At 35.4% G+C, this 13,610-nt stretch carries 27 protein-coding genes; all 27 read right to left on the bottom strand.

Annotated elements, in window-relative coordinates; translation table 11 throughout:
- Positions 1 to 48 precede the first annotated feature (48 nt).
- Positions 49 to 1,041: a DNA-directed RNA polymerase subunit alpha gene (locus tag BWZ20_RS12260; RefSeq protein WP_076620359.1), complete on the bottom strand. Its 993-nt coding sequence runs from the start codon at positions 1,039 to 1,041 to the stop codon at positions 49 to 51.
- A gap of 95 nt (positions 1,042 to 1,136) precedes the next feature.
- Entirely contained in the window at positions 1,137 to 1,742 is a 606-nt protein-coding gene (gene rpsD, locus BWZ20_RS12255) for a 30S ribosomal protein S4 (RefSeq protein ID WP_076620358.1), read from the bottom strand.
- A gap of 171 nt (positions 1,743 to 1,913) precedes the next feature.
- Complete coding sequence (gene rpsK / locus BWZ20_RS12250) at positions 1,914 to 2,297, bottom strand: 30S ribosomal protein S11 (protein WP_076620357.1); 384 nt, start codon at positions 2,295 to 2,297, stop codon at positions 1,914 to 1,916.
- 104 nt (positions 2,298 to 2,401) lie between these two features.
- Positions 2,402 to 2,776 (bottom strand): 30S ribosomal protein S13, encoded by a 375-nt coding sequence (gene rpsM / locus BWZ20_RS12245; RefSeq protein ID WP_076620355.1) that lies wholly within the window; start codon positions 2,774 to 2,776, stop codon positions 2,402 to 2,404.
- A 96-nt stretch (positions 2,777 to 2,872) separates the two neighbouring features.
- Entirely contained in the window at positions 2,873 to 2,989 is a 117-nt protein-coding gene (ykgO, locus tag BWZ20_RS12240) for a type B 50S ribosomal protein L36 (protein ID WP_008269159.1), read from the bottom strand.
- 55 nt (positions 2,990 to 3,044) lie between these two features.
- The gene (gene infA / locus BWZ20_RS12235; RefSeq protein WP_007094967.1) at positions 3,045 to 3,260 is read right to left on the bottom strand and encodes a translation initiation factor IF-1; all 216 of its coding nucleotides are present in this window, start codon (positions 3,258 to 3,260) and stop codon (positions 3,045 to 3,047) included.
- 74 nt (positions 3,261 to 3,334) lie between these two features.
- Complete coding sequence (gene secY, locus BWZ20_RS12230) at positions 3,335 to 4,699, bottom strand: preprotein translocase subunit SecY (RefSeq protein WP_076620354.1); 1,365 nt, start codon at positions 4,697 to 4,699, stop codon at positions 3,335 to 3,337.
- A gap of 9 nt (positions 4,700 to 4,708) precedes the next feature.
- Positions 4,709 to 5,161 carry a 50S ribosomal protein L15 gene (gene rplO / locus BWZ20_RS12225; protein ID WP_076620352.1) on the bottom strand — a complete coding sequence of 151 codons (453 nt, stop codon included), beginning with the start codon at positions 5,159 to 5,161 and terminating at the stop codon, positions 4,709 to 4,711.
- Positions 5,162 to 5,177: 16 nt separating this feature from the next.
- Positions 5,178 to 5,357, bottom strand: a complete 180-nt coding sequence (rpmD, locus tag BWZ20_RS12220) for a 50S ribosomal protein L30 (protein ID WP_076620351.1) — start codon at positions 5,355 to 5,357, stop codon at positions 5,178 to 5,180.
- Between the two features lie 11 nt (positions 5,358 to 5,368).
- Positions 5,369 to 5,893 carry a 30S ribosomal protein S5 gene (gene rpsE, locus BWZ20_RS12215; RefSeq protein ID WP_076620350.1) on the bottom strand — a complete coding sequence of 175 codons (525 nt, stop codon included), beginning with the start codon at positions 5,891 to 5,893 and terminating at the stop codon, positions 5,369 to 5,371.
- A 6-nt stretch (positions 5,894 to 5,899) separates the two neighbouring features.
- Positions 5,900 to 6,256, bottom strand: a complete 357-nt coding sequence (rplR, locus tag BWZ20_RS12210) for a 50S ribosomal protein L18 (protein ID WP_076620349.1) — start codon at positions 6,254 to 6,256, stop codon at positions 5,900 to 5,902.
- Between the two features lie 10 nt (positions 6,257 to 6,266).
- A complete protein-coding gene (rplF, locus tag BWZ20_RS12205) occupies positions 6,267 to 6,809 on the bottom strand; it encodes a 50S ribosomal protein L6 (protein ID WP_076620348.1) in 543 nt (180 codons plus the stop codon).
- Between the two features lie 12 nt (positions 6,810 to 6,821).
- Positions 6,822 to 7,220: a 30S ribosomal protein S8 gene (rpsH, locus tag BWZ20_RS12200; RefSeq protein ID WP_076620347.1), complete on the bottom strand. Its 399-nt coding sequence runs from the start codon at positions 7,218 to 7,220 to the stop codon at positions 6,822 to 6,824.
- 105 nt (positions 7,221 to 7,325) lie between these two features.
- Positions 7,326 to 7,595 (bottom strand): 30S ribosomal protein S14, encoded by a 270-nt coding sequence (gene rpsN, locus BWZ20_RS12195; RefSeq protein WP_076620346.1) that lies wholly within the window; start codon positions 7,593 to 7,595, stop codon positions 7,326 to 7,328.
- Positions 7,596 to 7,597: 2 nt separating this feature from the next.
- The gene (rplE, locus tag BWZ20_RS12190; RefSeq protein ID WP_076620345.1) at positions 7,598 to 8,149 is read right to left on the bottom strand and encodes a 50S ribosomal protein L5; all 552 of its coding nucleotides are present in this window, start codon (positions 8,147 to 8,149) and stop codon (positions 7,598 to 7,600) included.
- A gap of 2 nt (positions 8,150 to 8,151) precedes the next feature.
- A complete protein-coding gene (gene rplX, locus BWZ20_RS12185; RefSeq protein WP_076620344.1) occupies positions 8,152 to 8,463 on the bottom strand; it encodes a 50S ribosomal protein L24 in 312 nt (103 codons plus the stop codon).
- A gap of 12 nt (positions 8,464 to 8,475) precedes the next feature.
- Positions 8,476 to 8,844 (bottom strand): 50S ribosomal protein L14, encoded by a 369-nt coding sequence (gene rplN / locus BWZ20_RS12180; RefSeq protein WP_076620342.1) that lies wholly within the window; start codon positions 8,842 to 8,844, stop codon positions 8,476 to 8,478.
- A 2-nt stretch (positions 8,845 to 8,846) separates the two neighbouring features.
- Positions 8,847 to 9,104 carry a 30S ribosomal protein S17 gene (gene rpsQ / locus BWZ20_RS12175; RefSeq protein ID WP_076620340.1) on the bottom strand — a complete coding sequence of 86 codons (258 nt, stop codon included), beginning with the start codon at positions 9,102 to 9,104 and terminating at the stop codon, positions 8,847 to 8,849.
- A 17-nt stretch (positions 9,105 to 9,121) separates the two neighbouring features.
- Positions 9,122 to 9,313 carry a 50S ribosomal protein L29 gene (rpmC, locus tag BWZ20_RS12170; protein WP_076620339.1) on the bottom strand — a complete coding sequence of 64 codons (192 nt, stop codon included), beginning with the start codon at positions 9,311 to 9,313 and terminating at the stop codon, positions 9,122 to 9,124.
- Between the two features lie 12 nt (positions 9,314 to 9,325).
- Positions 9,326 to 9,745 (bottom strand): 50S ribosomal protein L16, encoded by a 420-nt coding sequence (rplP, locus tag BWZ20_RS12165; RefSeq protein WP_076620337.1) that lies wholly within the window; start codon positions 9,743 to 9,745, stop codon positions 9,326 to 9,328.
- 20 nt (positions 9,746 to 9,765) lie between these two features.
- Positions 9,766 to 10,479, bottom strand: a complete 714-nt coding sequence (gene rpsC, locus BWZ20_RS12160; RefSeq protein WP_076620335.1) for a 30S ribosomal protein S3 — start codon at positions 10,477 to 10,479, stop codon at positions 9,766 to 9,768.
- 9 nt (positions 10,480 to 10,488) lie between these two features.
- The gene (rplV, locus tag BWZ20_RS12155) at positions 10,489 to 10,896 is read right to left on the bottom strand and encodes a 50S ribosomal protein L22 (protein ID WP_076620333.1); all 408 of its coding nucleotides are present in this window, start codon (positions 10,894 to 10,896) and stop codon (positions 10,489 to 10,491) included.
- Between the two features lie 5 nt (positions 10,897 to 10,901).
- Positions 10,902 to 11,180 (bottom strand): 30S ribosomal protein S19, encoded by a 279-nt coding sequence (rpsS, locus tag BWZ20_RS12150; protein ID WP_008269180.1) that lies wholly within the window; start codon positions 11,178 to 11,180, stop codon positions 10,902 to 10,904.
- A gap of 10 nt (positions 11,181 to 11,190) precedes the next feature.
- Entirely contained in the window at positions 11,191 to 12,018 is an 828-nt protein-coding gene (gene rplB, locus BWZ20_RS12145) for a 50S ribosomal protein L2 (protein ID WP_076620331.1), read from the bottom strand.
- A 10-nt stretch (positions 12,019 to 12,028) separates the two neighbouring features.
- On the bottom strand, positions 12,029 to 12,319 hold the full coding sequence (gene rplW, locus BWZ20_RS12140) for a 50S ribosomal protein L23 (RefSeq protein WP_076620329.1): 291 nt from the start codon (positions 12,317 to 12,319) through the stop codon (positions 12,029 to 12,031).
- 7 nt (positions 12,320 to 12,326) lie between these two features.
- Entirely contained in the window at positions 12,327 to 12,956 is a 630-nt protein-coding gene (gene rplD, locus BWZ20_RS12135; protein ID WP_076620327.1) for a 50S ribosomal protein L4, read from the bottom strand.
- On the bottom strand, positions 12,956 to 13,573 hold the full coding sequence (gene rplC, locus BWZ20_RS12130) for a 50S ribosomal protein L3 (RefSeq protein WP_076620325.1): 618 nt from the start codon (positions 13,571 to 13,573) through the stop codon (positions 12,956 to 12,958). Before rplC ends, rplD begins: the two co-directional genes overlap by 1 nt.
- Positions 13,574 to 13,610: the final 37 nt, after the last annotated feature.

Raw genomic sequence — 13,610 nt, 5'->3', positions numbered from 1 at the left:
ATTTACGATTCAAAGACTCGCCACTCGTAATTCGTCAATCAAAAATTTTTAGTCTTTATCTAATTTGTATTTACTTAAATCCATACCAAAGTTAAGACCCTTAACGTTAACTAGTTCCTCTAGCTCAGTTAATGACTTCTTACCAAAGTTTCTGAATTTCATTAAATCATTTTTATTGAATGATACTAAATCACCTAAAGTATCAACCTCTGCAGCTTTTAAACAGTTTAATGCACGTACAGAGAGATCCATATCTACTAATTTAGTCTTCAATAGTTGTCTCATGTGAAGTGATTCTTCATCATAGGTTTCTGTTTGTGCAATTTCATCCGCTTCTAATGTAATACGCTCATCAGAGAATAACATAAAGTGGTGAATTAGTATTTTAGCTGCTTCTGTTAAAGCATCTTTAGGGTGTATAGATCCGTCTGTAATGATTTCGAAAACTAATTTTTCATAATCCGTCTTTTGCTCAACACGGAAGTTTTCGATACTGTACTTAACATTTTTTATTGGAGTATAGATAGAATCTGTAAAGATTGTTCCCATTGGTGCAGAAGCTTTTTTATTTTCTTCAGCAGGAACATATCCTCTACCTTTTTCAATAGTTAACTCCATATTGATGTTTACTTTTGGGTCTAAGTTACATATTACTAAATCTGTGTTTAAAACTTGAAAACCAGAAATAAACTTCTGAAAATCGCCAGCTGTGATTTGCTCTTGACCTGAAATAGAAATAGTAACGGTTTCGTTATCTACTTCGTCTATTTGACGCTTAAAGTTTACCTGCTTTAAGTTCAAGATCATTTCAGTTACATCTTCTACTACGCCAGAAATTGTAGAAAACTCATGATCTACACCTTCTATTCTAACAGAAGTGATTGCGAAACCTTCTAAAGAAGATAATAATACTCTACGTAAAGCATTACCCACTGTTAATCCGTATCCTGGTTCTAAAGGTCTGAATTCAAACTTACCTTCAAAATCAGTAGAATCAATCATGATTACTTTATCTGGTTTCTGAAAATTTAATATTGCCATTGTGTTCTTCGTTTTAATTGTTATTTAGTTGCGCGGTTTAGAAGTTTGAAGAAGACTAATAAACCCTTTGGCCAAATACCAATATGATTAATTTATTATTTAGAGTAAAGTTCGACGATGAACTGCTCGTTAATTTGTTCAGGGATTTGGATTCTCGCTGGTACAGAAACATAAGTTCCTTCCATTGTATCGTTATTCCATGTAATCCACTCGTAGACACTACTAGAGTTAGCTAATGAATTTTGAATAGATTCTAAAGATTTAGATTTTTCTCTTACACCTACAACATCACCAGCTTTTAGTTGGTAAGATGGAATATTTACCTTTTCACCATTTACTGTAATGTGTCTATGAGATACTAATTGTCTCGCAGCGCTTCTGGTTGGAGCAATTCCCATTCTGAAAACAACGTTATCTAAACGCGATTCGCATAATTGTAATAAAACTTCACCTGTAATTCCTTGAGCTGAAGTTGCTCTTTTGAACATGTTTCTGAACTGACGCTCTAATATACCATACGTATATTTTGCTTTTTGCTTTTCCATTAATTGGATTGCGTATTCAGATTTTTTTCCACGTCTTCTGTTGTTTCCGTGTTGACCTGGAGGGTAATTTCTTTTTTCGAAGGCTTTATCGTCTCCGAATATAGCTTGTCCGAATTTACGGGCTATTTTAGTTTTAGGACCAGTATATCTTGCCATTTTAAATTAATTTTGAGAGTGATTATAAAATTAAGGTCTAAAGCTTATCCTTCTATAACCGTTAATCTCTCGGTGATACTTGTTTTAATTTTTTCAGTTTGCAAATGTACATAAAAAAAGATAATATCAACCGAATAATCGACTGATATTAACCTTACTATGTGTACGTTATTATACGCGACGTCTCTTTGGAGGTCGACAACCGTTATGTGGCATTGGAGTTACATCAATAATTTCTGACACTTCAATACCTGAGTTGTGAATAGATCTGATAGCAGATTCTCTACCGTTACCAGGACCTTTAACGTATACTTTTACTTTCTTTAAACCAGCTTCTTTTGCTACACCTGCAGCATCTTCAGCAGCTAATTGTGCTGCGTAAGGAGTGTTCTTTTTAGAACCTCTGAAACCCATTTTACCAGCAGATGACCAAGAGATTACGTCACCTTTTTTATTTGTTAAAGAAACAATGATGTTGTTAAATGAAGCAGTAATGTGCGCTTCACCTATAGCATCTACTATAACTTTACGTTTTTTTGAACTTGACTTTGCCATATTTTTTAGTTTCTAGTTGTTAGCTTTTAGTTGTTAGAATCCTAAACCTTTCGATTTCGAACAGATTCATCTAACTACCAATTACTAATGACTAATGTCTGTTATTATTTAGTTACCTTTTTCTTGTTAGCAACTGTTTTTCTTCTACCTTTTCTAGTACGAGAGTTGTTCTTAGTACGCTGCCCTCTTAATGGAAGACCAGCTCTATGACGAATACCTCTGTAACATCCAATATCCATTAAACGCTTAATGTTTAATTGTGTTTCAGAACGTAATTCACCTTCTATTTTGTAAGAACCAACTGCTTCACGGATGGCTCCGATTTCATCGTCAGTCCAATCTTGTACTTTAGTGCTCTCGTCAACTTTAGCAGTCTCTAAAATTTCTTTCGCTCTACTTCTACCTATTCCGTAGATATAAGTTAAGGATACTACTCCTCTTTTTTGTTTTGGTATGTCTACACCTGCAATTCTTGCCATATAATTTAGTTTTTAGCTGTTAGCTTTTAGTTGTTAGAATCCTAAACCTTTCGATTTCGAACAGATTCATCTAACTACTAATTACTAATGACTTTTTTATCCTTGTCTTTGCTTGAATCTTGGATTCTTTTTGTTAATAACGTAAAGTCTTCCTTTACGACGTACTAATTTACAATCAGCACTTCTCTTTTTAACTGATGCTCTTACTTTCATCTGTTTCTTTTTATTTGTTTAATACGGTCAGATGGAATCTCACGATTTCATCTTGTTAGTATCTATAGGTTATACGAGCCTTTGTTAAATCATAAGGGCTCATTTCTAATTTTACTTTATCACCTGGTAATAGTTTAATGTAATGCATACGCATCTTACCAGATATATGTGCCGTCACAATGTGACCATTTTCTAGTTCTACACGAAACATTGCATTAGATAATGCTTCTATAATTGTTCCGTCTTGTTCTATTGCTGCTTGCTTTGCCATAATTTGCGTTTAATGTTCAAAACTTCAGTTAGTCAATGCTTGATACGGTTCTTGAACATTTTATTATTTTTTAATTATGAGGTTACAGATTTTCTGTTCTTGCCTGTTTTCATCAACCCGTCGTAATGCTTATTTAATAAATAAGAATTAATCTGCTGCATGGTATCGATAGCAACACCTACCATAATTAAAAGGGAGGTACCTCCAAAAAACAGTGCCCACCCTTGTTGCACACCTACTAATTGATAAACAAACGCAGGGAATATTGCTACCAAGGCGAGGAAGATAGATCCTGGTAATGTAATCTGAGACATTATCTTATCTAAGTACTCCGCTGTTTCTGTACCTGGTCTAATACCAGGAATAAATCCACCACTCCGTTTTAAATCATCAGCCATTTTGTTAGTAGGTACTGTAATTGCAGTATAGAAATATGTAAATATTATAATTAATAATGCAAATACGAGGTTGTACCAAAATCCAAAAATATCTTGAAAATTAGTTTGCATCCACTGACCAACACCACTCTCAGGACCAAACAACTTACCAATATATGCTGGTGCAAACATTATTGCTTGAGCGAATATAATAGGCATAACACCTGAAGCATTTAACTTTAATGGTAAAAACTGACGTGATCCAAATACATTTTTCTCATAGCCACCAGAAGCTGTTCTTCTTGCGTATTGTACAGCAATTTTACGCACTGCCATTACTAAGAATACTGAACCTAAGATAATTAAGAACCAGATAACCAATTCTATTAAAATCATCATAAATCCACCATTTCCACCTTCTAACCTTGAGAACATATTTTGTGCAAATGATTGTGGCATAGTTGCAATAATACCCACCATAATTAATAATGAAATACCGTTACCTATACCTTTATCCGTAATTTTTTCACCTAGCCACATAGCAAAAACGCAACCTGTAACTAGTATCACTACTGATGAAAAATAAAAAACATTTTCTGAAAAACCAGGAATTAACATTTGGTTAATTGACTGAAGACCAGATAGAGACGGAATGGTACCTAAATAGGCAGGTGCCTGAACTAAACAAATTCCGATAGTTAACCATCGTGTTATCTGAGTTATTTTCTTTTGTCCACTAGCGCCTTCTTTTTGAAGTTTTTGCAGATAAGGGATTGCAATACCCATGAGCTGCACAACGATAGATGCAGATATGTATGGCATAATACCTAATGCAAATACCGAAGCTTTTGAAAAACCACCACCAGTAAAGGCATTAATTAACCATAATAAACCACCTTGAGCTGCAGAACTTTGCAACTCTGCTAACTTTGGAAAATCTACACCTGGTAAAACCACTTGGGCACCAAAACGATACACTAACAGTAAGCCTAAGGTAAGAATAATTCTATCCTTAAGCTCGGTGATTTTCCAGACATTTTTTAACGTTTCTACTATCTTCATCTTTTAATATTATAAAGTTACGGCTTCACCACCAGCAGCTTCAATAGCAGCCTTTGCTGTTGCAGTAAATTTATGTGCGGTTACTGTTAATTTAGCTTTTAGCTCACCTCTACCTAAGATTTTAACCAGATCGTTCTTTCCAGCTTTTCCTAATGATACAAGTGTTTCTAAATCTACAGTATCCTTTATTTTCTTTTCATCTACCAATTCTTGTAAAGTATCTAGGTTTACACCTTGATACTCTACTCTATTGATATTAGTAAATCCGAACTTAGGAACACGTCTCTGTAAAGGCATTTGACCACCTTCGAATCCTAACTTCTTAGAGTATCCAGAACGTGACTTCGCACCTTTGTGTCCTCTTGTCGCAGTACCACCTTTACCAGATCCTTGACCACGACCAACACGTTTTCCTTGATTTTTAACTGAACCTTCTGCAGGTTTTAAATTACTTAAATCCATTGTTAAGTGTATATTTTTAAGCTTCTTCTACAGAAACTAAATGTTCAACTTTTTTTACCATACCAAGGATATTTGGTGTGGCATCGTGCTCTACTACTTGTCCAATCTTTCTAAGACCTAAAGCTTCTAATGTTTGCTTTTGTCTTTTAGTACGATTGATTGCACTTTTTACTTTAGTTACTTTAATCTTTGCCATCTTGTCCTAGATTATCCTTTATATACTTTTTCAAGTGAAATTCCACGCTCTCTTGCTACAGCTTTTGCATCTCTTAATTGTAATAAAGCATCAAAAGTAGCTTTTACTACGTTATGAGGATTTGAAGATCCCTGAGATTTTGATAATACATCATGTACACCAACAGCTTCGAGTACTGTTCTTACAGCACCACCAGCAATAACTCCGGTACCAGGTGCAGCTGGAATAATATTTACTCTAGCACCACCATACTTTCCTTTTTGCTCGTGTGGCAAAGTACCTTTTACAATAGGAATTCTTACTAAATTCTTTTTAGCGTCTTCTACAGCTTTTGAAATTGCTGTTGCTACGTCTTTAGATTTTCCTAATCCATGACCTACAACACCAGCTTCGTCACCAACAACTACAATAGCAGAAAAACCAAATGCTCTACCACCTTTTGTTACTTTAGTTACACGCTGTACACCTACTAAACGGTCTTTTAAATCTAATCCGCCTGGTTTTACTAATTCTGCGTTTTTATATTTTTGATACATAATGTCTTAAAATTTAAGTCCTGCTTCTCTAGCACCTTCTGCTAATGATTTTACTCTACCATGATATAAATAACCACCTCTATCAAAAGAAATAGTTTCTACACCAGCTTTCATAGCTTTTTCTGCAACAGCTTTTCCTACTAGAGCAGCAATTTCAGTCTTATTTCCTTTAGACTTTGCTATATCCTTATCTCTAGAAGATGCAGCAGCTATAGTTACACCAGTTACATCATTTACGACCTGAGCATAAATTTCTTTATTACTTCTAAAAACAGCAAGTCTCGGTCTAGTTTCTGTACCAGAAACTACTTTACGGATTCTGTTTTTTATTCTAATTCTTCTTTCGTTCTTTGTCAATGCCATAACTTAATTATTAAGCTGATTTACCTGCTTTTCTTCTAATTTCTTCACCAACAAACTTGATGCCTTTTCCTTTGTAAGGTTCTGGCTTACGGAAGCCACGAATTTTCGCTGCTACCTGACCAACTAACTGTTTGTCGTGAGATGTTAATTTAACAATCGGATTTTTACCTTTTTCGGTAACTGTCTCAACTTTAACTTCAGGAGCGATGTCCATTACAATATTGTGAGAAAATCCAATCGCTAGATCTAATTTATTACCTTGATTTGATGCTCTGTAACCAACACCTACTAATTCTAATTCTTTAGTAAATCCTTTAGAAACACCTTCTATCATATTTGCTATTAACGCTCTATATAGACCGTGTTTTGCTCTGTGATCTTTCTTCTCCGACGGACGGGTTAAAGTGATGGTACCGTCTTCTACAGTAATTTCAACATCAGAGAAAGTTTGAGTCAACTCTCCTAACTTTCCTTTTGCTGTTATTACGTTATCTTTAATTTCTACAGTTACACCTTCAGGAACTGTGATTGGGCTTTTACCTATTCTTGACATAATTTCCTGTTTTTAGTAAACGTAACATAATACTTCGCCACCAACGTTTTCTCTTTGCGCTTGTTTACCTGTCATTACTCCATGAGAGGTCGAAACAATTGCAATACCCAAACCATTTAAGATTCTTGGCATTTCGTTAGCACCAGCATATTTACGTAAACCTGGTTTACTGATTCTTTGAATTTTTTTGATGACTGACTCTTTTGTCTCTTTGTTGTACTTTAAGGCAATCTTAATTGTACCTTGCACCGTAGAGTCGTCAAACTTGTAACTTAAAATATATCCTTGATCGAATAATATTTTAGTTATCTCCTTTTTTAAGTTAGATGCAGGAATCTCTACCACTCTGTGGTTAGCTTTCACAGCATTTCTAACTCGCGTTAAATAATCCGCTATTGGATCTGTGTACATAGTTTAAAATTTAGGAAAATGGTTTTCGAACTTTTCGAACCTAGATTCCGATTATACAATAGTTTATATTGATAATTGTACAGAAGCTAATTCGCTTCCTCAATGTTACCAACTTGCTTTTTTCACACCAGGAATTAACCCTTTGTTAGCCATTTCTCTAAACATTACACGAGAGATACCAAACTGTCTCATATAACCTTTTGGTCTTCCTGTAAGTTTACAACGGTTATGCATACGTATTGGTGATGCATTTTTTGGTAGCTTTTGTAATGCTTCGTAATCGCCAGCTTCTTTTAAAGCTTTTCTTTTCTCAGCATATTTAGCTACTGTCTTTGCACGCTTCACCTCACGAGCTTTCATTGATTCTTTAGCCATACTTAATTCTTTTTAAATGGTAATCCTAGTTCTGTTAATAAAGACTTCGCTTCTTTGTCTGTTTCAGCAGAAGTCACAAATGTAATATCCATTCCTGAGATTTTATTGATTTTATCAATATCTATTTCAGGGAAAATGATTTGCTCTGTAATACCTAGGTTATAGTTTCCACGACCATCAAAACCTGTGGCTTTGATACCGTTAAAGTCTCTTACTCGTGGCAGTGCAGTTGTTACTAATCTATCTAGAAACTCATACATTTGCTCACCACGTAAGGTTACTTTGGCACCTATTGGCATTCCTTTACGTAACTTAAAAGAAGCTACATCTTTCTTAGAAATTGTAGCTACGGCTTTTTGCCCAGATATCTTTGTTAATTCATCAACAGCATGATCAATTAATTTCTTATCTGCAACAGCAGCACCAACACCTCTAGAAAGAATAATCTTTTCAAGTTTAGGTACTTGCATTACATTTTTATATCCAAATTCTTCTGTAAGCGCAGGAATTACCTTATCCTGATACTCTTTTTTTAATCTTGCAACGTAAGCCATAATTAAATTACTTCATTAGATTTTTTAGAAAATCTTACTTTATTGTCACCGTCCATTCTATATCCTACTCTTGTAGTTTCACCCTTGTTGGTTAATAAAGACAAGTTAGAAACATGGATAGACGCTTCTTTCTCTACAATACCACCTTGTGGGTTTTGTGCGCTAGGTTTAGTATGTTTCTTAACCATATTTACGCCTTCCACAATGGCTTTGTTTTTATCTTTAAATACTTTAAGTACTTTACCTTCTGATCCTTTATGATCACCAGCAATTACTTTTACAGTATCTCCTGATTTTATTTTAAGCTTTGTCATTTTATTTATCAATTAAAGCACCTCTGGTGCCAATGATACAATTTTCATGAATTGTTTATCACGAAGTTCTCTTGCTACTGGACCAAATACACGTGTTCCTCTCATCTCACCTTGTGGGTTTAATAATACGCATGCATTATCGTCAAATCTTATGTAAGAGCCATCAGGACGTCTTACTTCTTTAGCTGTACGTACAACAACAGCAGTAGAAACTGCCTTTTTCTTTACACTTCCATTAGGAGTAGCGTCTTTTACAGAAACTACTACCTTATCTCCAACAGAAGCATATCTTCTTTTTGTACCACCTAAAACACGGATTACTAAAACTTCTTTAGCTCCTGTGTTATCTGCTACTTTTAATCTTGATTCTTGTTGTACCATAATTACTTCGCTCTTTCAATTATTTCTACTAATCTCCAACACTTAGATTTACTCATAGGTCTTGTTTCCATGATCTTTACAGTATCTCCTTCGTTGCAGTCGTTTTTCTCATCGTGTGCAACATATTTTTTTGTTTTTAACACGAACTTTCCATACATAGGATGTTTTACCTTTTTTACTTCTGAAACAACAATAGATTTCTCCATTTTGTTACTGGTAACTACTCCTATACGTTCTTTTCTTAAATTTCTTTTTTCCATCTTTCAGCAGAATACAATTATTGTCCGTCTCTTTTAGTTAATTCTGTCGCTAATCTAGCTACAGTTCTTCTTACAGTACGTAACTGTATTGGGTTGTCTAAAGGAGATATTGCGTGAGCCATTTTTAGGTCTGAATAACTCTTTTTAGTCTCACTAAGTTTTTCTTGTAACTCAGCTGTTGAAAGCTGTTTAATTTCTGATTGCTTCATAATTCTTATTTATTATGCTTCGTAATCTCTAGCAATGATAAACTTAGTTTTTACAGGAAGTTTTTGCGCTGCTAAACGTAATGCTTCTTGAGCAGTTTCTAACGGCACTCCACTTATTTCGAATAATACGCGTCCTGGTTTTACGACAGCTGCCCAATATTCCACAGCACCTTTTCCTTTACCCATACGTACTTCAAGAGGCTTTTTAGTAATAGGCTTGTCTGGAAATATTTTAATCCATAACGACCCTTCTCTTTTCATGTAACGCGTAGCGGCAATACGAGCTGCTTCTATTTGGCGCGCAGTTATAAATGACGAGTCTAAAGATTTTATACCAAAAGTACCATTTGATAATAAATGACCTCTTCCGGCATTACCTTTCATACGACCTTTTTGCTGCTTACGAAATTTTGTTCTTTTAGGCTGTAACATTTTGTCTTTTCTTTAAAAAATTACTTTCTGCGACGTTGGTTTTTGTTTCCTCCACGTCCACCTTTTCCTTTTTGCTTAGAAAGACCTACTAATGGAGAAAGCTCTCTTTTTCCATAAACTTCGCCTTTCATAATCCACACCTTCACACCTAATCTACCGTATGTAGTATGTGCTTCAACTAGAGCATAATCTATATCTGCTCTAAATGTAGATAACGGAATACGTCCTTCTTTGTAGTGTTCAGAACGTGCCATTTCCGCACCGTTTAAACGACCACTAATTTGAACTTTGATTCCTTCAGCATTCATACGCATTGCTGCAGCGATAGCCATTTTTATTGCTCTTCTGTAAGAAATACGACTTTCTATCTGACGAGCAATACTTGCTGCTACTAAATGTGCATCTAGTTCAGGTCTTTTAATTTCAAAGATGTTCAATTGAACCTCTTTACCAGTAATTTTTTTAAGCTCTTCTTTTAGCTTGTCTACCTCTTGACCACCTTTACCGATAATGATACCAGGTCTAGCGGTAGTGATAGTAACGGTTACAAGTTTAAGTGTACGCTCAATAATTACTCTACTTACACTAGCTTTAGATAAACGAGCATGGATATACTTACGGATTTTATCATCCTCTGCAAGTTTGTCTCCATAATCATTTCCGCCATACCAGTTAGATTCCCATCCTCTGATAATTCCTAAGCGATTTCCGATTGGATTTGTCTTCTGTCCCATATCTCTATCTTAGCTTTGTGTTTTATTTAATGAATCTACCACTACAGTCACGTGGTTAGATCTTTTTCTAATTCTATGTGCTCTACCTTGAGGAGCAGGACGTAAACGCTTTAGCATTGTACCACCATCTACCCTAATCTCTTTGATAAATAGATTAGCTGCCTCAACATCAGCATCTTCGTTTTTAGCTTGCCAGTTTGCAATTGCAGACATTACCAATTTTTCTAAACGACGAGAGGCTTCCTTAGGGCTAAATCTAAGAATCTGAAGAGCTTTCTCAGCCTTTTCACCTCTAACTAAATCTGCAACTAAACGCATCTTTCTTGGAGATGTAGGACAGTTATTTAGCTTAGCAAAAGCAACTTGCCTTTTCTCAGCCTTAATAGCTTCCGCCATTTGTTTTTTACGACTTCCCATGATTCTTATTTTTTACCTTTATTCTTAGCACCTGCATGACCTCTAAATGATCGTGTTGGTGAAAATTCTCCTAATTTATGACCTACCATATTCTCAGTTACATATACTGGAACAAATTGACGACCATTGTGTACAGCTATAGTCTGACCTACGAAATCTGGAGAAATCATAGACGCTCTTGACCAAGTCTTGATAACCGTCTTCTTGTTTGAAGCTACATTCTCTGCAACTTTCTTTTCTAACTTATAATGAATATAAGGTCCTTTTTTTAATGAACGTGCCATACTATCTTAATTATTTCTTTCTACGTTCTACAATATACTTATTACTCGCTTTCGTCTTAGAACGTGTTCTATAACCTTTAGCAGGAATACCATTCTTAGATCTTGGGTGACCACCAGAGGATTTACCCTCACCACCACCCATTGGGTGATCTACTGGATTCATTACTACTGGTCTTACTCTTGGACGTCTTCCTAACCATCTGCTTCTACCTGCTTTACCTGATACTAATAACTGATGATCTGAATTTGAAACGACACCTATAGTAGCCATGCAAGTAGCTAACACCATCCTAGTTTCACCAGAAGGCAATTTTATAGTTGCGAACTTACCATCTCTTGCCATTAGTTGAGCAAAAGCTCCAGCACTACGCGCCATAACAGCACCTTGACCAGGACGCAACTCTATACAAGAAATAATAGTTCCAAAAGGTATTTCACTTAATGGCATTGCATTCCCAATTTCCGGCGCAATCCCACTTTTACCTGAAACAACATTTTGGCCTACCTGCAAACCGTTTTGAGCAATGATGTATCTTTTTTCACCATCTTGATAGTTTAGCAACGCAATAAATGCTGTTCTGTTTGGATCATATTCAATTGACTTAACTTCTGCTGGAATACCAGTTTTGTTACGTTTAAAATCAATAATACGATACTTCTTCTTATGACCTCCACCCATGTGGCGCATGGTCATTTTTCCTTGACTGTTTCTACCACCAGATCTTTTTTTCGGAGCAAGTAAACTTTTCTCCGGCTTATCAGTAGTGATGGCGTCAAATCCATTTACTACTCTAAAACGCTGAGCTGATGTGATCGGTTTTAATTTTCTAACTGACATTTTTGTCTAATTACATGTTAGCGTATAAATCTATTGTTTCACCTTCCGCCAGTTGTACAATTGCTTTTTTAATAGCATTTGTTTTACCATGCTGAATACCCGTTTTTGTATAACGCGTTCTTCTATCTGGACGGACATTTATCGTTCGAACTTTTTCAACAGAAACACCATAAGCAGTCTCTACTGCTTTTTTGATTTCTACCTTGTTCGCCTTTGTGTTCACTTCAAATGCATAGGCATTTAACAACTCACTCTGAGTAGTTGCTTTTTCTGTGATGATAGGTTTAATTAAGATACTCATCTGTGTTTTATTTAATTAAATTCGATTCAATTCCTTCTAATGCACCCTCTAAAAGAACTACTTTATTAGCATTCATTATCTTGTAAGTGCTTAATTCTGAGCTTGTTACAACTTCAGAGCCTTTCAAATTGCGCGACGACAAATATACATTATTATTTGAGTCACCCAACACAAACAAAGACTTTTTATTATCTATCTCTAATGCCTTTAAGACATTCACAAAACTTTTAGTCTTTGGAGCATCAAAATTAAAGTCTTCTAACACTACGATTGCTTTATCGTTTGCCTTAATACTCAAAGCTGATTTACGTGCTAATCTTTTAAGGTTTTTATTTAATTTAAACCCATAGTTTCTTGGTCTAGGACCAAACATACGACCACCACCTTTAAATACACCAGACTTAATAGAACCAGCACGGGCTGTACCAGTTCCTTTTTGCTTTTTAATCTTACGTGTACTACCAGCAATCTCTGCTCTTTCTTTAGCCTTGTGTGTTCCCTGTCTTTGGTTTGCTAAATATTGTTTAACATCTAAATAGACAGCGTGATTATTAGGCTCTATAGCAAATACGTCCTTAGAAAGCTCAGCTTTTCTACCCGTATCTTTTCCGTTTATATCTAAAACTGCTACCTTCATTACTTCTCAATGATTACATAAGAGTTTTTGTGACCAGGTACACAACCTTTCACAACAAGTAAGTTCTTTTCAGGAACAACTTTGTAAACTCTTAAATTTTCTACTTTAACTGTTTCTCCACCCATTCTTCCGGCCATTCTCATTCCTTTGAATACTCTCGCAGGATATGAAGCAGCACCTATAGAACCTGGAGCTCTTAAACGGTTGTGCTGACCATGAGTTGCTTGACCAACACCGCCAAAACCATGACGCTTTACAACACCTTGAAAACCTTTACCTTTAGAAGTTCCTGAAATATCCACGAATTCTCCTTCAATAAATTGATCTACAGTGACAGCATCACCTAATTTGTACTCCTTGTCAAAACCTTTAAATTCTACGACTTTGCGTTTTACAGAAGTACCCGCTTTTTTAGCATGCCCTTGAGCAGCTTTAGTAGCGCTTTTTTCTGTCGCGTCATCGAAACCTAATTGAAGGGAGTTATAACCATCCACTTCCTCAGTTCTGACTTGGGTAACGATACATGGACCTGCTTCGATTACTGTACATGGAATGTTCTTTCCATTTTCATCGAAAATGCTGGTCATACCGATTTTTTTTCCAATTAACCCAGACATATTTATTATTTATTAATTATTATTCTTTATTTAAAAC

Origin of the sequence: Winogradskyella sp. J14-2 (assembly GCF_001971725.1) — a bacterium.
Lineage (GTDB): Bacteria > Bacteroidota > Bacteroidia > Flavobacteriales > Flavobacteriaceae > Winogradskyella.
Note: the sequence above shows the minus strand (reverse complement) of the source record. Positions and strands in the feature narration are given on the sequence as shown.